We start from the raw sequence: 19,677 nt of genomic DNA, 5'->3' as shown, positions 1-19,677 counted from the left end.
CGGGGCGGGCGCCACCCGCCGTGGGGCGGCACGGTCGGTACGGCCGGGGCCCGGGGGGCGTACGGGCCCCGTACGCCCCCCGGGGGCGGTGCTCAGCCCCAGCGGCCGGTGCGTCCCAGCAGGAGCGCGGTCGCGGCCGTCCCGGCGGTGGAGGTGCGCAGGACGCTGCGGCCCAGCCGGTACGTACCGGCCCCGGCGGCGGCGAAGGCCTCCAGTTCCTGGGGCGAGACCCCGCCCTCCGGGCCGACGACGAGCACGATCTCGCCGGTGGCGGGGAGGTCGGCGGTGGCCAGCGGTTCGCTGTCGCAGTCGCGGTCCTCGTGCAGCACGCCCGCGAAGTCGGCGGTGGCGAGGAGGGCGGCCACCTGCTTGGTGGTCATCGCGTCGGCGATCTCGGGGAATCGGACCCTGCGGGACTGCTTGCCCGCCTCGCGGGCGGTGGAGCGCCACTTGGCGAGCGCCTTGAGCCCCCGCTCGCCCTTCCACTGGGTGATGCAGCGGCCGGCCTGCCAGGGCACGATCGCGTCGACGCCGGTCTCGGTCATCGTCTCGACGGCGACCTCGCCCCGGTCTCCCTTGGGCAGGGCCTGGACGACGGTGATCCGGGGGGCGGGGAGCTCCTCCTCCCGGACGGCCTCCACGGTGACGACCAGCCGGTCCTTGCCCTCGGCGGCCCGTACGACGCCCTCGGCCCAGTGGCCGAGCCCGTCCGTCAGCACGACGTCCTCGCCGGGCTGGAGCCGTTTCACGGAGACGGCGTGCCGCCCCTCGGGGCCCTCCAGTACGAATCCGGGCCCGCTGGGCATCTCCTCGACGACGAAGACCGGTGCGGTCACTGTTCACTCCTCGTGCCGACGGCGCGCTGGGCCGTCTCCGACATTTCCGCCGCGAGCAGTTCGACGAGTTCCCCGGCGGGCAGCTCGCGTGCCATCCGGTGGCCCTGCCCCGCCCAGAGCGCCATGCCCTGGGCGTCACCGGCCCGGGCCGCCGCCTTGCGCAGTCCCGAGGTGACGTGGTGCACCTCGGGGTAGGCGGCGGGAGCGTGCGGGCCGTGTTCGCGGACGAAGCGGTTGACCAGCCCCCGCGCGGGCCGACCGGAGAAGGCGCGGGTCAGCGCGGTGCGGGCGAACATCGGGCTGGTCAGGGCCTGTTTGTGCAGCGGGTGCGCGCCGGACTCGGGGCAGGCGAGGAAGGCGGTGCCCAGCTGTGCGGCGTCCGCGCCGGCCGTGAGGGCTGCGGCGATCTGGGCGCCGCGCATCATCCCGCCCGCCGCGACGACCGGTACGGTCACGGTCTCGCGGACCTGGGTGATCAGGGAGAGCAGCCCGATGCCGGTGTGGTCGGCGTCCGGGTCGTCCTGGTGGGTGGACTGGTGGCCGCCCGCCTCGATGCCCTGGGCGCAGACGGCGTCGGCCCCGGCCCACTGGGCGTCGCGCGCCTCCTCGGCGGTGGTGACCGTGACGATCGTGTACGTACCGGCGCGGGCGAAGGCGTCCAGGGTGTCCCGGGTGGGGCAGCCGAAGGTGAAGGAGACCACCGGGACCGGCTCGGTCAGGAGGGCGGCCACCTTGGCGTCGTAACCGTCGGTGTCGTCACCGCGGTCGGCACCGCGGTCGCCGAGCGGGGTGTCGTACGTGGCGGCCTCGGCGGCGAGGTGGTGGCGGTAGGCCGCCACGGCCTCCGTGGCGGGGCCGGTGAGGGCGGGCTGCGGCATGAAGAGGTTCACCCCGAAGGCTCCGCCGGTGGCCGCCCGGACCTTCTCGGTCTCCCGGAGCATCGCGTCGGCCGTCTTGTACCCGGCGGCGAGGAAGCCGAGCCCGCCCGCCTCGGCGACGGCGGCGACGAGCTGCGGGGAGGAGGGACCGCCCGCCATCGGCGCCTGCACGATCGGATACCGGCAGAGATCGGTCAGGGAGGACATCCCCGCATCGTGTCATGTCCGGTCCGCCGTGCCGAATCCTCGCGCGCGGGGCTCCTCCGGCGTACCGCGGAGGTGGCCGCGTACGCGCGACCGCCCGCCGGGACGAGTCCCGGCGGGCGGTGCGGTGGTACGTGACGCGTGCGGGCCTCAGCGGCCGTTGAAGGCGTCCTTCAGGCGGGAGAAGAGTCCCTGCTGGCCGGGCTGGAACTGCCCGGTGGGCCGCTCCTCGCCGCGCAGCTTGGCCAGCTCGCGCAGCAGGCGTTCCTGCTCCGGGTCGAGCTTGCTGGGGGTCAGCACCTCGACGTGCACGATCAGGTCGCCCCGGCCGCCGCCCCGCAGGTGCGTGATGCCGCGGCCGTGCAGCGGGACCGACTGGCCGGACTGGGTGCCGGGCCTGATGTCGATCTCCTCCACGCCGTCGAGCGTCTCCAGCGGCACCTTCGTGCCGAGCGCGCCCGCCGTCATGGGGATGGTGACCGTGCAGTGCAGGTCGTCGCCGCGCCGCTGGAACGTCGCGTGCGGCACCTCGTGGATCTCGACGTAGAGGTCTCCGGCCGGGCCGCCGCCGGGGCCGACCTCGCCCTCGCCGGCCAGCTGGATCCGGGTCCCGTTGTCGACCCCCGCGGGGATCTTGACCGTGAGGGTGCGCCGCGAGCGGATGCGGCCGTCACCGGCGCACTCCGGGCAGGGGGTCGGCACGACGGTGCCGAATCCCTGGCACTGCGGGCAGGGCCGCGAGGTCATGACCTGGCCGAGGAAGGAACGGGTGACCTGGGACACCTCGCCGCGCCCGCGACACATGTCGCAGGTCTGGGCCGAGGTGCCGGGGGCCGCGCCTTCGCCGCTGCACGTGGTGCAGACGACGGCGGTGTCGACCTGGATGTCCTTGGTGGTCCCGAAGGCCGCCTCGGCGAGGTCGATCTCCAGCCGGATCATGGCGTCCTGGCCGCGCCGCGTGCGCGAACGGGGTCCGCGCTGCGACGCCGTGCCGAAGAAGGCGTCCATGATGTCGGAGAAGTTGCCGAAGCCGCCGGCGCCGAAGCCGCCCGCGCCACCGCCGCCGCCCGAGGCCGACAGCGGGTCCCCGCCGAGGTCGTAGACCTGCTTCTTCTGGGCGTCCGAGAGCACCTCGTAAGCGGCGTTGATCTCCTTGAACCGCTCCTGGGTCTTCGGGTCCGGGTTGACATCCGGGTGCAGCTCGCGGGCGAGCCGACGGAATGCCTTCTTGATCTCGTCCTGCGACGCGTCGCGCCGTACGCCGAGCACGGCGTAGTAGTCGGTGGCCACTTACGACTCCGCCAGGATCTGTCCGACGTAACGTGCCACTGCGCGTACCGCTCCCATCGTTCCGGGGTAGTCCATGCGGGTCGGTCCGACCACGCCGAGTTTGGCGACTGCCTCGTCGCCCGAACCGTAGCCGACCGTGACGACGGACGTGGAGGTGAGGCCCTCGTGGGCGTTCTCGTGCCCGATCCGTACGGTCATGCCCGAGTCCGTGGCCTCACCGAGCAGCTTCAGCAGGACGACCTGTTCCTCCAGCGCTTCCAGCACGGGCCGGATCACCAGGGGGAAGTCGTGCCCGAAGCGGGTGAGGTTGGAGGTGCCGCCGATCATCAGCCGCTCCTCCGTCTCCTCGACCAGGGTTTCGAGGAGAGTGGTCAGGACCGTGGCGACCGTGCCGCGGTCCTCGTTCTCGAAGGATTCCGGCAGGTCCTGCACGAGCTGCGGGACATCGCTGAAGCGGCGTCCCACGACTCGGCTGTTGAGCCGGGCCCGCAGATCGGCGAGAGAGGTCTCGCCGAACGGCGCGGGGCAGTCGATCATACGCTGTTCGACCCGGCCGGTGTCGGTGATCAGGACCAGCATCAGCCTGGCCGGTGACAGGGCCAGCAGCTCCACGTGCCGCACCGTGGAACGGGTCAGCGAGGGGTACTGCACGATGGCGACCTGCCGGGTCAGCTGCGCGAGCAGCCGTACCGTGCGGGCGACCACGTCGTCGAGGTCGACGGCGCAGTCCAGGAAGTTGTGGATCGCCCGGCGCTCCGGCGACGACAGGGGCTTGACGCCCGCGAGCCGGTCCACGAAGAGGCGATAGCCCTTGTCCGTGGGGATGCGCCCGGCGCTGGTGTGCGGCTGGGCGATGAAGCCCTCGTCCTCCAGCACCGCCATGTCGTTGCGGACGGTGGCCGGGGAGACCCCGAGCCGGTGCCTCTCGGTGAGCGCCTTGGAGCCGACCGGCTCCTCGGTGCCGACGTAGTCCTGGACGATGGCGCGCAGCACTTCAAGTCTGCGTTCGCTGAGCATCGCGCACACCTCCAGCTGTCGGTCGTGGTGGCTACTTCCTGGCACTCTGTGCGTCTGAGTGCCAGCTTCCCCCCGGTCAGTGTACGGGGGTGGACAGGGCCCCGGGCAAGGGCGACCGGCCGCGGCCCGCGAGACCGCGCAGGTCGATGCGGATAGCGTCTCCTCATGGACCTCTCTTGGGAAGAGCTGGGCTGGGAGCGGTTGGGCCACGGCGTGGGCCGCCAAAGGCTCCCCGGCTGGGACGCGACCGCCGCCCTGGTGGCCGGGACGGACCGCGCGCTGATGCTGGACACCGGTGCGAGCCTGCGCGAGGGCGTCGGACTGCGGGTCGAGGCGCAGCGGCTTCTGGGCCGGCGGGTGACCCATGTCGCACTCAGCCATCCGCACTTCGACCACGTCTTCGGTACGGCCGCCTTCGCGGGCGCCGAGGTGTTCGGGGCGTACGGGGTGGCCGCGCGGATGCGGGGGTCGGTGGACGAGATGCACGCGGACGCGGTGCGCAACGGCCTGCCCGAGCACGACGCGGCCCAGGCGGTGGACGCGCTGGTGTTCCCCGGGCGTGAGGTGTGCCACCGCTGGACGCTCGACCTGGGCGGGGGCCGCGAGGTGGTGCTGGCCAACGTGGGGCCCGGTCACACGGGACACGATCTGGCGGTCCTGGTCCCCGGTTCGGCGGGGGCGCCCGCGGTGGTGCTCTGCGGGGACCTGATCGAGGAGTCGGGTGAGCCGCAGACGGGCCCGGACTCGGTGCCGGCCCTCTGGCCCGCCGCCCTGGACCGGCTGCTGGCGCTGGGCGGACAGGACGCGGTGTACGTACCCGGGCACGGGGCGGCGGTGGACGCGGCGTTCGTGCGGGCGCAGCGGGAACTGCTGGCGGGGCGCTTCGGAGTGGGGTGACGGGAGCGGCCCGCAGGGACGAGCCCCCGCCCGTCGGGCGGCCCGCCGGGGCCGGGGTGTTCCTGTCCCGCCGGGCGGGGGCCGAATTATCGTCGTGTCATGCGCAGTTACCAGCCGGACCTGACCCCGCCGTGGAAGAGGTCCGCCCCCGTGCCCGAGGTGCCCGCCGATCCGGATCTGGTCGTGGAGGAGGTGTCCACCGGCTTCTGCGGTGCGGTGATCCGCTGCGAGAAGTCCGCCCAGGGTCCGGTGGTGACCCTGGAGGACCGGTTCGGCAAGCACCGGGTGTTCCCGATGGAGCCGCGCGGCTTCCTGCTGGAGGGGCGGGTGGTGACGCTGGTGCGCCCGTCGTCCGGCGGCCCGGTGGCGCCGTCGCGTACGGCCTCCGGGTCGGTGGCGGTGCCGGGTGCGCGGGCGCGGGTGGCGCGGGCCGGGCGGATCTACGTGGAGGGCCGGCACGACGCGGAGCTGGTCGAGCGGGTGTGGGGCGACGACCTCCGGATCGAGGGGGTGGTCGTGGAGTACCTGGAGGGCATCGACGACCTCCCTTCGGTCGTGCGGGAGTTCGGGCCGGGGCCGGACGCGCGGCTCGGGGTGCTGGTGGACCATCTCGTACCGGGCTCCAAGGAGTCCCGCATCGCCGCCGAGGTGTCCGATCCGCACCTGCTGGTGGTGGGGCATCCCTTCATCGACGTCTGGGAGGCCGTGAAGCCCGCCTCGGTGGGTATCGCCTCCTGGCCGTCCGTACCGCGCGGGCAGGACTGGAAGACCGGGGTGTGCCGGGCGCTGGGGTGGCCCGAGAACACCGGGGCGGCCTGGCAGCACATCCTGTCCGGGGTCCGCTCGTACAAGGACATCGAGCCTCAACTGCTGGGCAGGGTGGAGGAATTGATCGACTTCGTCACACTTCCGGGGTGACCCGCCGCACCTGGCCGCGCCGCTGCCCGGCGACTGTTCCCACGGATCGGGTTCCGATCCGGAGAAATCGCTGCGGTTCGTACTCCTGACCGGTTAATTGGGGGTGCGGGATTCGTCTGCGACGGGGGTACGGGGATGGCGCGAGGGGACTGGCAGGAAAGCGGCGGGAACGAGGCGGCGTCCGCCGTGTTCCACCTCGTGCAGACGCTCGTCGACCGGTACCGGATCAACCGGCCGGTGATGCCGATCGTGGTGGCCCAGGCCGACGACATCGGCGCCGCGCCCGACATCGACGACCGGGTCCGCGAGATCGCGCACCTGGTGTACCGCGCCAACGAGCCGCGCCGGGTCCCCGTGCGACTGCTGGAGCCCCGGGGCACGTCCCCGTACGAGTCGGCGCTGGACATGGTGCGTGGGCTCGCCGAGCACCCCTGGGAGACCAGGGAGGGCAGCCAGTACAAGCCCTTCGCCTTCCCCCGGTCACGGCTGCTCGGCGCCATCGAGGAGGCCACCGCCCAGGTGCTCGCGCAGCCGGGCGGGAGCACCGCCACCGTCCGGGGCGAACGCATCCTGGAAGAGCTGGGCTCGCTGCGCTGGCGGCCCGCCCGGTCCGGGCACGGCGACTGGTCCCGCTCGCTGCGCCAGTCCGTCCGTCCCGAGACTTTCCTGGGTGCCGTGTTCATCGCGGTGCTCGGTGTACTGCTCGGCGAGATCGGCTGGACCGCCACCCTGCTGCTGGCGGCCGCCGCGGCGCTGGGTCTGGCGGTGGTACGGCTGCTGACGGCCTCGGCTCCCCCGCTGCTCTGGCTGCGACGGGCCAGCCGCTGGTTCGCCACCACCTCCTCGCTCGCCGCCTCCAGCACCGGGTATCCCTCGGACGGCTGGTCCTGGCTGTCGCCGAGCGGCTCGTGGCGGGTGATCCGGGCCCGGGCAGCCGCCGTCGCGCTCCGGGTGGCCGAGGCCGAGGAGGGCGACCCGGCCGCCCGCCAGTTCCACCTGGAGCTGCGGGTCCAGGCGCTGCTGGAGGACCTGCGGCACAACTACCGGCCACGCGCACTGGACTGGCGGCGGAGCAAGCGCACGGTCCCCCCGGTGGTGCTGCTGCCGACGGCCACCGGCGAGAACGGCGGCGTACTGCTGATCAACGCGATCAACAACGTGCGCTCCCGCCGCAGCGAGGTCGACCCGCTGCTGTTCCTGGCCTCCCTGCCGGCCGCCGAGGAGCTGACCCACACCCCCTCGCAGCCGCCCGAGCAGTCACCGGCGGGCGGCCGGGTGCCGTGGGCGGGGGCGCAGGCCCGCTACCGGCGGTGGGTGGACGACCTGAGCGTCGGCCAGAACCCCGCCGGTGCCTCGACGCTGTCGTGGGTGCTGCGGCTGCCGCTCTCCACCGCCCAGTTGCTGCACGACCACGCGGACGCCCAGTTGCACACGCAGCGGGTGCGCCGGACGTGGGCGTGGTTCGTGATGTCCCGGACCACGGTCGTGCTGGTCCTCGTCACCAGTCTGCTCGGCACCTTCCTCTGGAGCCGGCACTGGCAGGACACGTACTGCCACGGGCCGCTGACCGACCGGAACACGGACTCCGTGTGGAGCGGAGCCGGCAACGGCCCCCGGGAGTGCGTGGGGGTGGCCACGACGGACGAGGTGCGGTTCGCCGAGGGCAACGGGCTCCAGCTGAAGGGCTCCGGCCGGGGTGTGACCTTCGCACGCGTCGAGCAGGCGATCCGGGACGAGAACGCCTCGATCGGCCCCGGCGACTCGTACGTCACGGTGGTCTACGCCGGACCGCTCACCGCCGAGAAGGAGGCGGACACCCGCAAGGGGCTGGAGGAGCTCACCGGGGTCTACCTCCAGCAGCAGCTGGTCAACAGCCCCACCGCCAAGCACCCCGTCAAGCTCAAGGTCCTCACGGCCAACGGCGGCGAGGACATGCTGCGGCAGACCACCGCCGTGCGGAAGATCATCGAGGTGGCCCGCCGCGACCCGCACGTCGTGGGGGTGGTGGGCATGGGCCGGAACACCACCGAGAGCGGGGCCGCCACCGAGGCGCTGCGCAGGGCGGGCCTCGCCGTGGTCGACTCCACCAACTCCAGCAGCGACCTGCCCCGCCTCTACACGAACTACTTCGGACTCGCGGCGACCGACGAGGAGCAGACGCACGTGCTCGGGCTCATCGCCCGCGCACTGCTGCCCACCGACCACGTCGGCCGCGCGCTGGTGCTCTCCCGGGCGAGGGGGAACGGCGACAAGGACCAGTACACGATCGAACAGCGCGACGCGGGGCGGAAGATGCTCCAGGAGTCGGGTTACCTCGTCGGAGAGAACGCGTCCTACCCGCTCGCCGCCAACGGCGCCGCCGCCCTGGGCGACCCGCTCCGGGACATCTGCGCGACGCAGCCGGTGCCGGACGCGCTGTACTTCGCGGGCCGGGTCGAGGACGTCAACCCGCTGATGGACGGGCTCTCGCGGATCACCGGCTGCTCGGACAAGGACATCACCGTCTTCACCGGCGACGACCTGACCAAGGCGAGCTTCAACAGCAGCGACTACCTCGCGCGCCACGTCACCCTCTACTACAGCTCGCTCGCCCCGATGGCCCCCGGGCGCGGCGACGGCTTCTATCCGCGCTCCAGCGCCGCCCTGGGCGCGCTGTTCCCGGAGGGTACGGAGCAGGCCGCCCCAGAGGCCGGGCAGGAGGGGTACAGGGACGAACTCTTCTCCAGCGGCCAGATCGTCATGTCCTACACCGCGACGGCCGCGCTCTACGATGCCGCCGCCCGGGGCGACGTGCCGAGGAGCGCCGCCGAGACCTGGGCGCTGCTGCACACGGTCGACCTCAACGACATGCCCACCGGGACGGTCAGGCTGGCGGGCTCGCCCGCCACGGTCACCGACAACCTGCACGGCATCAACATCGTGAAGGTCACCGGCCCCGGGGCGAAGGCGGTCAGCTCGATCGTCTGCGGCAAGCCCGCGGGCCCGGCGCCGAAGCTGACCGAAAAGGTCTGCGTGCCGTGAGCCCGGACCGGCCGGGGCGACCCGTGGGCCCCGGGCGACCGCCCTGCGGCCGGGTACCGCTCAGTCGACCAGGTCCCGCACGACCGCGTCGGCGAGCAGGCGCCCACGCAGGGTGAGGACCGCGCGGCCTCGCTCGTACGGCCCCGGCTCCAGCAGGCCCTCGGCGAGGACCCGGCGGGAGGCCGCGAGGCCGTCCGGCTTCAGCAGGGAGAGCGGGCAGCCCTCGCGCAGCCGGAGCTCCAGCAGGACGCGCTCGACACGGCGGTCCTCCGCGGAGAGGATCTCCCGGCCCGCGCCGGGCGAGCGGCCTTCGGACAGCGCCTGCGCGTACGCCCCCGGGTGCTTCACGTTCCACCAGCGCACCCCGCCGACGTGGCTGTGCGCGCCCGGCCCGGCGCCCCACCAGTCGGCGCCGCGCCAGTACAGCTCGTTGTGCAGGCATCGGCCCTCCGGGGTACGGGCCCAGTTCGACACCTCGTACCAGGAGAACCCCGCGGCGGCCATCGCCTCGTCGGCGATCAGGTAGCGGTCGGCGTGCACGTCGTCGTCGGTCATCGGGACCTCGCCGCGCCGGATGCGGCGGGCCAGCTGGGTGCCCTCCTCCACGATCAGCGCGTACGCCGAGACGTGGTCGGGGCCCGCGCCGATCGCCGCGTCCAGGGAGGCCCGCCAGTCGTCGTCGGACTCGCCGGGGGTGCCGTAGATCAGATCCAGGTTGACGTGGTCGAACCCGGCTTCCCGGGCCTCGGCGACACAGGCCTCGGGGCGGCCCGGGGTGTGGGTGCGGTCCAGGATCTTCAGCACGTGCTGCTTGGCGCTCTGCATACCGAAGGAGATCCGGTTGAAGCCGCCCGCGCGCAGCTCGGCCAGGTAGGCCGGTCCGACCGACTCCGGGTTGGCCTCGGTGGTGATCTCCGCGTCCGGGGCGAGGCCGAACTCGTCGCGGATCGCCGCCAGCATCCGTACCAGGTCGGCGGCTGCCAGCAGGGTGGGGGTACCGCCGCCGACGAAGACCGTGCGCACCGGGCGCGGGTCGTCCCCGAGGACCTTGCGAGCCTGCCTGACCTCCTCGATCAGGTGGGCGGCGTAGTTGTCGCGGGAGGCCAGAGCGCCGCCGGAGCCGCGCAGCTCGGTGGCGGTGTAGGTGTTGAAGTCGCAGTACCCGCAGCGGGTCGCGCAGTACGGGACGTGCAGGTAGAAGCCGAGGGGGCGGTCGGCGGCGCCTTCCAGGGCGTGGCGGGGCAGCGCCCCGTCGTCGGGCACGGGCTCACCATCGGGCAGTACGGAAGGCATACCGTCCATTGTCGCTCGCCGCCGGAGTGGCCGGGGCCACCCGCGTTCCGCACGAAGGCGGGGCGTCGGAAGGGCGCCCGGTGTCAGGCCCCGGCCTGGAGGCGCAGGCCCGCCAGGCTCAGCTCCAGCGCGGCGAGGAACTGCTCCTTGTCGTCGTGCCCGTCGAACACCTCGACGATGTCGCGCACGAACGGGAACTCCTCGGCCGGGAGGGACCGCCACGTCTCGGCGAAGCGGCCGAGGAACTCCTCGCGGTCCACCGAACCGTCGAGGACCTCGGCGGGCGGCTCCTGCCCGATGTCGGCCGCGCTGCCGACCACCACGCTCACGATCGCCGACACGGCGTGGAACCGCTGTCGCGGGGTGAGGTCGAGCCGGAGCGTCTGCTCGCCCAGCATCTCGTAGAGCCGCAGCGAGTTGCCCCGGACCACGGCGGTGCGCATGAAGTGCGCGCCCAGCCACGGCCGGTCCACGATCGCGTCGAACAGCTTGAGCGCCATCTCGCGCAGGTCGTCGATCGCGTCCTCGCTGCGCGGCTGCGCCTCGACGGCGGCCAGCACCCCGGTCAGTACGTGGTCGATGGCGCGGTCGAGCAGGTCCTGCTTGCCGGAGACGTACCAGTAGATGCTGCCGACGCCGGTCCCGAGCCGGGCGGCCAGGGCCCGCAGGGTCAGGGCCGGCTCGCCCGCCTCGTCGAGCAGATCCACGGCCGCGGACAGGACGGTCTCGATGGAGTGCGAGGCGCGCCGGCGCCCGCGTGCGGGGCGGTCGGCGGGTGGTGTTCGCGGGCCTGTCATGAGCCACATCCAATCACAGCTTGCTTCTTATCGAACGTGGTTCTATCTTGGAACAACGTTCGATAGAACGTCGTTCGATGTGAGCGGCGTTCTGAGGGGAGGCCCGTCATGACCACGACCGCCACCGCGCCGCCCGACGCGTCGCGCACCTATCCGTCCCTGCGAGCGGCCTGGATACCCCTGGCCGCGCTCTGCCTGGCCTTCTTCGTCGAGATGGTCGACAACACCCTTTTGTCCATCGCGCTGCCCACGATCGGTCGCGACCTCGGCAGCGGCACGACCGCGCTCCAGTGGGTCACCGGCGCGTACTCCCTGACCTTCGGCGGGCTGCTGCTGACGGCGGGATCGATGGCCGACCGGCTCGGACGCCGCCGCGTGCTGCTGGTCGGCCTCGCGGTGTTCGGCCTGTTGAGCCTGGGCGTCGCCGCGGTCACCACCGCCGGGCAGCTCATCACCCTGCGGGCCGGTCTGGGCATCGCCGCGGCGGCCATGGCGCCGATCACGAACTCGCTGGTCTTCCGGCTGTTCGACGACAAGGCGCTGCGGATGCGCGCGATGACGCTGATGATCGTCGTCGGCATGTCCGGCTTCGTCCTCGGCCCCCTGCTGGGCGGCACCGCCCTGGCCCACGCGCGGTGGCAGTGGCTGCTGCTCGTCAACGCCCCGATCGCGCTGATCGCGGCCGTCGGAGTCCGGCTCGGAGTCCCGGCCGACCGGCCGCAGGACCTCACCCGCGACAAGCTCGACCTGCCCGGCGCCGCGCTGAGCGTCGCCACCATCGGCCTCGCCTGCTACGCGCTGACCAGCGGCGTCGAGCACGGCTGGCTCTCCGCGGCCACGCTCGCCTCGGTCCTCGGCGCCGTCGCCGCCGGCATCGCCTTCGTGACGCACGAGCGTCGCAGCCGGGCGCCCATGCTGGACCTCAAGCTCTTCGGCAACGGCGTGGTCCGCGGCGCGGCCATCGCTCAGATCGGCACGGCCATCGCGATGGCCGCCGTGATGTTCGGGCTGATCCTCCACTTCCAGTACGCGTACGGGTGGAGCCCCGTCCGGGCAGGTCTCGCGAACCTGCCGCTCATCCTGACCATGATCGTCGCGACCCCGCTCTCCGAGTGGCTCGCGAGCAGGTTCGGCCACCGCGTCGCCTGCCTGGTCGGCGCGGCCTGCCTGGCCGGTTCGCTGGCCGGCCTCTCCTGGGGCGTCAGCCACGGTTACGTCGCCATCGCGGCCTGCATGGTCGTGATGACCGTCGGACTGCGCACCGTCATGACGATCTGCGCCATCGCGCTCGTCGACGCGATGCCCGCCAACCGCACGTCGATCGGCACGGCGCTCAACGACACCGCCCAGGAGGTCGGCACCAGCATCGGCACCGCCGTGGTCGGCACCCTGATCGCGGCGCTGGTCACCACCCAGCTCCCCGCGGGCACCTGGAGCGACGGCCTGGTGGCGTCGTTCTTCCACGGCGAGCGGATCACCTACGCCGTGCTGGCGGTCGTCGTCGGCCTGGTCGCGGCGGTCGGCGCGCTCACCCTCTCCGACTCCCGGCTCACCGAGGAGCCGGCCGGTCAGGAGTGAGCGGCCCCGCCGGCGGCACCTCGGCGGGTCGCCCGGCCGGGGCGCCTCCCCGGCCGGGACCTCTCAGTCCGCGCGCAGTACCAGCAGCGCCACGTCGTCGTCCGGCGGGAGCTCGGAGAAGCCGTGCACGGCCTGGCGGATGCACTCCGCCACCTCCCTCGCGCTCTGGCCCGCGCAGGGAGCGAGGGCGCGGGCCAGGCCGTCGCCGTCGTCGAAGAGCGCGGAGCCGGAGCGCCGCTCGGTGACCCCGTCGGTGACGCAGAGCAGGCTGTCGCCCGGTTCCAGGTCGAAGGTCTGGCTCTCGTACGCCACGTCCTCCACCACCCCGAGCAGCACCTGCGGCTCGGCGACCGGGCGCACCGAGCCGTCCGGCCGCAGCAGCAGCGGCAGCGGGTGGCCGGCGCTCGCCACCGTGCAGCGGGCGCCGCCGCCGGGGAGCGGCACCACCTCGCCGTAGAGCAGGGAGAGGAAGCGGGACTGCCCGCCGTCCGTGAACTGCTGCCCGCCCGCCGCCGCGACCATCAGGGCGGCCGCCTCGGCGGCCTCCATGGCGTCGTCCAGCAGCAGCCGGTTGAGCCGGTCCAGGACCTCGCCCACGCCGAAACCCTCGCGGGACAGCAGCCGGAGCCAGGGCCGGGCCAGGCCGGTCACCACGGCGGCCTCGGGGCCGCTGCCCTGGACGTCACCGAGGACGAAGCACCAGCGGCCCTTCGGGCACGGGAAGATGTCGTAGAAGTCGCCTCCGACCACGCCGTCGTCGCTCGGCTCGTAGACGAGGGCGCTGCTCATGCCGGGGATGTCGGCGACCTTGTTGGGCAGCAGTCCGCGCTGGAGGATGCGGCTGATGGTGGCCTGCCGGGTGTAGGCGCGGGCGGCCCCGACCGCCTGGCCGAGGCGGCGTACGAAGTCCTCCACGACCCGGACCACGGCCTCGGGCATCTCGGCGCCGGACTCGTGGTCGCGGCCGACGAGCACGGTGCCGAGCGTGCGGCCCCCGGCCGTGATGCGGCAGGCGAGGGCGGCCCCGTCGTGGGCGCCCGGCTCCCGGCCGCCCGGCGGCCAGGGCAGCGGTACGGGTCCCGGGCCGACGCTGCCCGGCAGCCGGAAGGGTTCGTTCTCCAGCGCCCCGCCCAGCGGTCCCGCGCCGGACTCGTCGCCGTGCCGTACACGGGTGAGGCGAGGGGCGCCCGGCGCCCCCGTGCCCTCCTCGTCCAGCCAGATCGCGCACCAGTCGACGAGCCGGGGGACGAGCATCCGGCCCGCTATCGTCGCCACGAGTTCCTCGTCCAGCTGCCCGGTGAGCAGGTCGGACGCCTCCGCGAGGAAGGCGAGGGCGCCCTGCTGGTCCCAGACGCTGTCGTCGCGCGCCCCGGGCGGGGCAGCCGGGACCAGGAGATCGGCGGAGGGCTGCGGGGGCACGTGGACGGGATGTCCGGCGGCCGTCGTGGCCGGGGCCGCGCCCATCCGGTGCTCGACGGGGGTGTCCGCGCGGGCTTGGGCGGAGGCGCCCCAGTCGTCCACGGGGAGCCGGGCCCAGACCGTCTTGTGCCCGGTGCGGTAGGTGATGCCCCAGGCGACGGAGAGCGCGGCGACGAGGTCGAGTCCGCGGCCGTATTCGGCCAGGCCGTACGGGTCCCCGGCCCGCAGCTGCGGGTCGGCGGGGGCCGCGGTGGTGGATCCGGCGGCGGCCCGCGTACGAGCCGTCGTGACGGGGGTGCCCGCGGTGGCGGCGCGCGGGGTGGGCGTGCCCGCCCCGGGGAGCGCCTTGACCCCGGTGGCCGGCTCGCGGTCTCCGGGCTCCTCGCCGGTCGCGCGGGCCGGGTGGTGGTCGGTGACCTCCAGGACCAGGGCCGCGGGTTCCTCATCGGTCGCGTGTTCCAGGCGCACCAGCAGGTCGACCACGGTCCCGGCGTGCACCACGGCGTTGGTGACCAGCTCGCTGGTGACGTTCACCAGGTCATCGGCGAGCCGGTCGCTGAACCCCACGGCGGCCGGCACTCCGAGCCCGGCCCACTCCGCGAGGACGGCCCGGACGAACCTGCGGGCGCCGGACGGGGACTGGGGTGTCGCGGGCAGGCTGGTCGTGCTGACGAGCGGGGGGTCGCCCGCCCTGCCCGCGTCGGTGCCACCCGGCCGGTGAATGGTGGCCCGTTGCAGTGGAATTGGCCCCACGGTGCGGCTCCTCCGGATCTCGAAACGCCGCCGACAACGACAGAGTGACAGACCGGCCGTGCGCAGGCGCACGGAGTTACCGAACTGGGAGGATGAATACACGCCACCGCCGCGCGGGTCGCACGCCGGGGCGCACGGCGGGCGCATGACGTAGGGACCAGGGAGCGCGAGGAGGCGGCGGGGCGAGAAGCCGAGGTGGGACCCGCGCCGCACGGGAGTACGGCTGCCCGGTGGCCGCCGCGGCCGGACCTGCCCCGCGCCGGACCTGCCCCGCGCCGCGCCGGAACACGGCGGAGGGCGGCACGACCGTCGCCGTACCGCCCCGGAACACGGCGGGGGAGCCGGCACGTCCGTCGCCGTACCGCCCCGCCCGCCCCGCGCCCGTCCTCAGGCCTCGCGCGACCCCGCGTACATGTCCTCGATCAGCGCCTTGTACTCGCGTTCGACGACCGGCCGCTTCAGCTTGAGGCTGGGGGTCAGCTCGCCGTGTTCGATGTCCAGGTCACGCGGGAGGAGGCGGAACTTCTTGATGGTCTGCCACCGCTGAAGTCCCGCGTTGAGCTCCTTGACGTAGCCCTCGATGAGCTCCACGGTCTGCGGGTCGGCCACCACGTCGGCGTACGCCTTTGCGTCCAGGCCGTTCTCGGCGGCCCAGCCGAGGATCGCGGGCTCGTCCAGGGCGATGAGCGCGGTGCAGAAGTTCCGGTCCGCGCCGTGCACCAGGATGTTGGAGACGAACGGGCAGACCGCCTTGAACTGACCCTCGACCTCGGCCGGCGCGACGTACTTGCCGCCCGAGGTCTTGATCAGGTCCTTCTTCCGGTCGGTGATGCTCAGGTAGCCGTCGACGGAGAGCTCACCGATGTCGCCGGTGTGCAGCCAGCCGTCGGACTCCAGCACCTCGGCCGACTTGTCCGGGAGCCGGTGGTAGCCCTGCATGATGCCGGGGCCGCGCAGCAGCACCTCGCCGTCGTCGGCGATGCGGACCTCGGTGCCCGGGAACGGCTTGCCGACCGTGCCGGTGCGGTAGGCCTCGCCCGGGTTGCAGAAGGAGGCCGCGCTGGACTCGGTCAGCCCGTACCCCTCCAGAATGTGCACGCCCGCGCCGGCGAAGAAGAAACCGATGTCCGGGGCGAGGGCGGCGGAGCCGGAGACGCAGGCGCGCAGCCGGCCGCCGAACGCCTCGCGGATCTTCGAGAAGACGAGGGCGTCGGCGGCCTTGTGCTTGGCGCCGAGGGCGAAGGGGACGGAGGCCGTGCCGGTACGGCGGAAGTTGTCCTGCGAGACCTTGGCGTACTCGCGGGCGACGCCCACGGCCCACTGGAAGATCTTGTACTTGGCCCCGCCACCGGCCCGGGCCTTGGCCGCGACGCCGTTGTAGACCTTCTCGAAGATGCGCGGGACGGCCGCCATGTAGGTGGGCCGGACCACCGGGAGGTTCTCGATGATCTTGTCGACCCGGCCGTCTACGGCGGTGACGTGCCCCACCTCGATCTGGCCGGAGATCAGCACCTTGCCGAAGACGTGTGCGAGCGGCAGCCAGAGGTACTGGACGTCCTCGGTGGTCACCAGCCCGGTCGCCGGGATGGCCTTGGCCATGTACGACCAGTTGTCGTGCGGCAGCCGCACTCCCTTGGGCCGCCCGGTGGTGCCGGAGGTGTAGATCAGGGTGGCCAGCTGGTCGGCGGTGATCGCCGACACCCGCTCCTCGACGGCCCGCGGGTGCTCCGCCAGGTACGCGGCGCCCCGCGCTTCCAGCTCGGCGAGTGTCAGCAGCCAGCCCTCGGGGTCGCCTTCGGCGGGCTCGGCTCCGGCCGGGTCGATGACGACGACACGGGTGAGGTCGGGCAGCTCGGCACGGGACTCGCGGGCCTTCGCGACCTGGGCCGCGTCCTCCGCGATCAGCACCCGGCTCTCGGAGTCGGCCAGGATGAAGGCGGACTCCTCGGTGTTGGTCGAGGGGTAGACCGTGGTCGTCGCGGCCCCGGCGCACATCACGCCCAGATCGGCGAGGATCCACTCGACCCGGGTGGAGGACGCGAGGGCGACCCGCTCCTCGGCCCCCACGCCGAGCGCGATCAGGCCCGCCGCGATGGCGTAGACCCGTTCGGCGGACTCGCTCCAGCTCAGCGACTTCCACTCGTCCGGGCCCTCGCCCGTGGACGAGGGCACCGGGTAGCGGTACGCCTCGCCGTCCGGGGTGGCGGCCACCCGCTCGATGAAGAGGTTCGCCACGGAGGGCGGTCGGTTGTCGATCAGGGTCTGTGGTGTGTCGCTCACGACGTCCTCCGGGCCTGCGGCATCACTACGACCGGCCGCTTGGTGATCCTGCTGTCTCTGCTTGCTTCTCGTTCCCGCTCTGCGCGTGATCCTGATCCACCGCGCGTCCTGCTCGTCCCGCTCGCTCGGCTGTTCCCGCCCTGTACGACCGGCTCACCACCGGCTTGTTTAACTGGCGAGTAACTAGACGAGCCGTGATCAGGGTAAAGCTCGCCCGGGCCTCGCGTAAGAGGCCACGGGCCGCCGGTTGATAACGAACGGGCCCCCGCCCTCCGCGCTGTGCGGAGGAACAGGGGCCCGAACGTGTGACGCCTCGAACGCCTCACCCCTGCGCCCGGTGGACGTGTCCACGAGCGCCGGAAGGCGGCCTACGGAGATGCCGCGGCGGGTTCGCCGCGGGGCGGGGCTACTTCTTGCCCTTGGCCTCGGCACCGGACTCGTCGGTGGACAGGACGGAGATGAACGCGTCCTGCGGCACCTCGACGTTGCCGACCATCTTCATCCGCTTCTTGCCCTCCTTCTGCTTCTCCAGCAGCTTCCGCTTACGGGAGATGTCACCGCCGTAGCACTTGGCGAGGACGTCCTTGCGGATGGCGCGGACGGTCTCACGGGCGATGACCCGGGAGCCGATGGCCGCCTGGATCGGCACCTCGAAGTTCTGCCGGGGGATGAGCTTCTGCAGCTTGGCGACGAGCCGGACGCCGTACGCGTACGCCTTGTCCTTGTGGGTGACGGCGGAGAACGCGTCGACCTTGTCGCCGTGCAGCAGGATGTCGACCTTGACGAGCTGCGCCGCCTCCTCGCCGGTGGGCTCGTAGTCGAGCGAGGCGTACCCGCGGGTCTTGGACTTCAGCTGGTCGAAGAAGTCGAAGACGATCTCCGCGAGCGGCAGGGTGTAGCGGATCTCCACCCGGTCCTCGGAGAGGTAGTCCATGCCGATCAGGGTGCCGCGCCGGTTCTGGCAGAGCTCCATGATCGCGCCGATGAACTCGCTGGGCGCGAGGACGGTGGCCCGGACGACCGGCTCGTGCACCGAGTCGATCTTGCCCTCGGGGAACTCGCTCGGGTTGGTGACGATGTGCTCGGTGCCGTCCTCCATCGTCACGCGGTACACCACGTTCGGTGCGGTGGCGATGAGGTCAAGGCCGAACTCGCGCTCCAGGCGCTCACGGATCACGTCGAGGTGGAGCAGACCGAGGAAGCCCACGCGGAAGCCGAAGCCGAGAGCGGCGGAGGTCTCCGGCTCGTAGACCAGGGCCGCGTCGTTGAGCTGGAGCTTGTCCAGGGCCTCGCGCAGGTCCGGATAGTCCGACCCGTCCAGCGGGTACAGCCCGGAGAACACCATCGGCTTGGGGTCCTTGTAGCCGCCCAGCGCCTCGGTCGCCCCGTTGTGCAGGGAGGTGATCGTGTCACCGACCTTGGACTGCCGGACGTCCTTCACGCCGGTGATGAGGTAGCCGACCTCGCCCACGCCGAGACCGTCCGCCGGAGTCATCTCCGGGGAGGAGACACCGATCTCCAGCAGCTCGTGCGTGGCACCGGTCGACATCATCCGGATGCGCTCGCGCTTGTTGAGCTGGCCGTCGATCACACGGACGTAGGTGACGACGCCCCGGTAGGAGTCGTAGACCGAGTCGAAGATCATCGCGCGAGCGGGGGCGTCCGCGACGCCCACGGGGGCCGGAACGTCCCGGACCACCCGGTCCAGCAGCGCCTCCACACCGACACCGGTCTTCGCGGAGACCTTGAGGACGTCCTCCGGCTGGCAGCCGATGAGGTTCGCCAGCTCCTCGGAGAACTTCTCGGGCTGCGCCGCCGGAAGGTCGATCTTGTTCAGCACCGGGACGATGGTGAGGTCGTTCTCCATGGCCAGGTACAGGTTGGCCAGGGTCTGCGCCTCGATGCCCTGGGCCGCGTCGACCAGCAGGACCGTGCCCTCGCAGGCGGCGAGCGAACGCGACACCTCGTACGTGAAGTCCACGTGACCGGGGGTGTCGATCATGTTGAGGATGTGGGTGCTGCCCTTGCCCTCCGCCGTGGTGGGCGCCCACGGCAGACGGACCGCCTGGGACTTGATGGTGATACCGCGCTCGCGCTCGATGTCCATCCGGTCGAGGTACTGAGCGCGCATCTGCCGCTGGTCGACCACGCCCGTCAGCTGGAGCATCCGGTCGGCAAGGGTCGACTTGCCGTGGTCGATGTGCGCGATGATGCAGAAGTTGCGGATCAGCGCCGGGTCGGTACGGCTCGGCGCGGGCACGTTGGTAGGAGTCGCGGGCACGCAGGGTCCTGATTCTTGAGACGCCGAACGCCGTGTCTCGGGTCGATGTCGGGTCGGTCGGATCTATACGTAGCTTCCATCGTCCCACGCCTGCGGGCCGGCGACGGGTTTGGGCCGGTAGGAGGGTGACTGGTAACGTGGTCAGCTGTGCCTCGTGGCTCCTCGGCTGATTCCTCCGATGACTCCCCGGAGTGGCGTGGCGCACTCAGAAGATC

Annotated in this window: 13 protein-coding genes; 4 read left to right on the top strand and 9 right to left on the bottom strand. The window is 72.6% G+C overall.

The features are described from left to right. Nucleotides 1–92: 92 nt before the first annotated feature. The 4 genes from OHT52_RS21480 to hrcA all read right to left on the bottom strand — a co-directional run bounded on the left by OHT52_RS21480 (nt 93) and on the right by hrcA (nt 4,225). The gene (locus OHT52_RS21480) at nt 93–836 is read right to left on the bottom strand and encodes a 16S rRNA (uracil(1498)-N(3))-methyltransferase (RefSeq protein WP_328721805.1); all 744 of its coding nucleotides are present in this window, start codon (nt 834–836) and stop codon (nt 93–95) included. Further along, entirely contained in the window at nt 833–1,921 is a 1,089-nt protein-coding gene (locus OHT52_RS21475; protein ID WP_328721804.1) for a nitronate monooxygenase, read from the bottom strand. The genes OHT52_RS21480 and OHT52_RS21475 overlap by 4 nt, the downstream gene beginning before the upstream one ends. Before the next feature lie 147 nt (nt 1,922–2,068). Beyond that, complete coding sequence (gene dnaJ / locus OHT52_RS21470; RefSeq protein WP_328721803.1) at nt 2,069–3,208, bottom strand: molecular chaperone DnaJ; 1,140 nt, start codon at nt 3,206–3,208, stop codon at nt 2,069–2,071. Next, nucleotides 3,209–4,225, bottom strand: coding sequence for a heat-inducible transcriptional repressor HrcA (gene hrcA / locus OHT52_RS21465; RefSeq protein WP_328723835.1), 1,017 nt, complete (start codon nt 4,223–4,225; stop codon nt 3,209–3,211). A 165-nt stretch (nt 4,226–4,390) separates the two neighbouring features. On the opposite strand from hrcA, the gene OHT52_RS21460 reads away from it, so the two are divergent. The 3 genes from OHT52_RS21460 (at nt 4,391) to OHT52_RS21450 (ending at nt 9,061) form a co-directional block, all read left to right on the top strand. Then, complete coding sequence (locus tag OHT52_RS21460) at nt 4,391–5,122, top strand: MBL fold metallo-hydrolase (protein WP_328721802.1); 732 nt, start codon at nt 4,391–4,393, stop codon at nt 5,120–5,122. A gap of 99 nt (nt 5,123–5,221) precedes the next feature. Next, the gene (locus OHT52_RS21455) at nt 5,222–6,040 is read left to right on the top strand and encodes a DUF3097 domain-containing protein (RefSeq protein ID WP_328721801.1); all 819 of its coding nucleotides are present in this window, start codon (nt 5,222–5,224) and stop codon (nt 6,038–6,040) included. Between the two features lie 135 nt (nt 6,041–6,175). After that, nucleotides 6,176–9,061: a hypothetical protein gene (locus tag OHT52_RS21450; protein WP_328721800.1), complete on the top strand. Its 2,886-nt coding sequence runs from the start codon at nt 6,176–6,178 to the stop codon at nt 9,059–9,061. A 60-nt stretch (nt 9,062–9,121) separates the two neighbouring features. Here OHT52_RS21450 and hemW read toward each other — a convergent pair whose 3' ends face one another. Both hemW and OHT52_RS21440 read right to left on the bottom strand, forming a co-directional pair. Then, nucleotides 9,122–10,354: a radical SAM family heme chaperone HemW gene (gene hemW / locus OHT52_RS21445; RefSeq protein ID WP_328721799.1), complete on the bottom strand. Its 1,233-nt coding sequence runs from the start codon at nt 10,352–10,354 to the stop codon at nt 9,122–9,124. A gap of 83 nt (nt 10,355–10,437) precedes the next feature. Next, on the bottom strand, nt 10,438–11,085 hold the full coding sequence (locus tag OHT52_RS21440; RefSeq protein WP_328723834.1) for a TetR/AcrR family transcriptional regulator: 648 nt from the start codon (nt 11,083–11,085) through the stop codon (nt 10,438–10,440). Between the two features lie 174 nt (nt 11,086–11,259). On the opposite strand from OHT52_RS21440, the gene OHT52_RS21435 reads away from it, so the two are divergent. Beyond that, nucleotides 11,260–12,729 (top strand): MFS transporter, encoded by a 1,470-nt coding sequence (locus tag OHT52_RS21435; RefSeq protein ID WP_328721798.1) that lies wholly within the window; start codon nt 11,260–11,262, stop codon nt 12,727–12,729. 63 nt (nt 12,730–12,792) lie between these two features. On the opposite strand, the gene OHT52_RS21430 is transcribed toward OHT52_RS21435, so the two are convergent. The 3 genes from OHT52_RS21430 to lepA all read right to left on the bottom strand — a co-directional run bounded on the left by OHT52_RS21430 (nt 12,793) and on the right by lepA (nt 19,462). Next, the gene (locus OHT52_RS21430; RefSeq protein ID WP_328721797.1) at nt 12,793–14,901 is read right to left on the bottom strand and encodes a SpoIIE family protein phosphatase; all 2,109 of its coding nucleotides are present in this window, start codon (nt 14,899–14,901) and stop codon (nt 12,793–12,795) included. Nucleotides 14,902–15,288: 387 nt separating this feature from the next. Next, complete coding sequence (locus OHT52_RS21425) at nt 15,289–17,181, bottom strand: AMP-dependent synthetase/ligase (RefSeq protein ID WP_328721796.1); 1,893 nt, start codon at nt 17,179–17,181, stop codon at nt 15,289–15,291. A 406-nt stretch (nt 17,182–17,587) separates the two neighbouring features. Then, nucleotides 17,588–19,462: a translation elongation factor 4 gene (gene lepA / locus OHT52_RS21420; RefSeq protein ID WP_328721795.1), complete on the bottom strand. Its 1,875-nt coding sequence runs from the start codon at nt 19,460–19,462 to the stop codon at nt 17,588–17,590. Nucleotides 19,463–19,677 lie beyond the last annotated feature (215 nt).

It is taken from the genome of Streptomyces sp. NBC_00247 (genome assembly GCF_036188265.1).
GTDB lineage: Bacteria > Actinomycetota > Actinomycetes > Streptomycetales > Streptomycetaceae > Streptomyces.
The sequence above is the reverse complement of the archived record's forward strand: the minus strand, read 5'-3'. Positions and strand labels throughout refer to the sequence as shown.

Coding starts and splice junctions, on each gene's coding strand:
- OHT52_RS21475 (WP_328721804.1), bottom strand. CDS start 1,921: ATGTCCTCCCTGACCGATCTCTGCCGGTATCCGATCGTGCAGGCGCCG.
- hrcA (WP_328723835.1), bottom strand. CDS start 4,225: ATGCTCAGCGAACGCAGACTTGAAGTGCTGCGCGCCATCGTCCAGGAC.
- OHT52_RS21460 (WP_328721802.1), top strand. CDS start 4,391: ATGGACCTCTCTTGGGAAGAGCTGGGCTGGGAGCGGTTGGGCCACGGC.
- OHT52_RS21455 (WP_328721801.1), top strand. CDS start 5,222: ATGCGCAGTTACCAGCCGGACCTGACCCCGCCGTGGAAGAGGTCCGCC.
- OHT52_RS21450 (WP_328721800.1), top strand. CDS start 6,176: ATGGCGCGAGGGGACTGGCAGGAAAGCGGCGGGAACGAGGCGGCGTCC.
- hemW (WP_328721799.1), bottom strand. CDS start 10,354: ATGCCTTCCGTACTGCCCGATGGTGAGCCCGTGCCCGACGACGGGGCG.
- OHT52_RS21435 (WP_328721798.1), top strand. CDS start 11,260: ATGACCACGACCGCCACCGCGCCGCCCGACGCGTCGCGCACCTATCCG.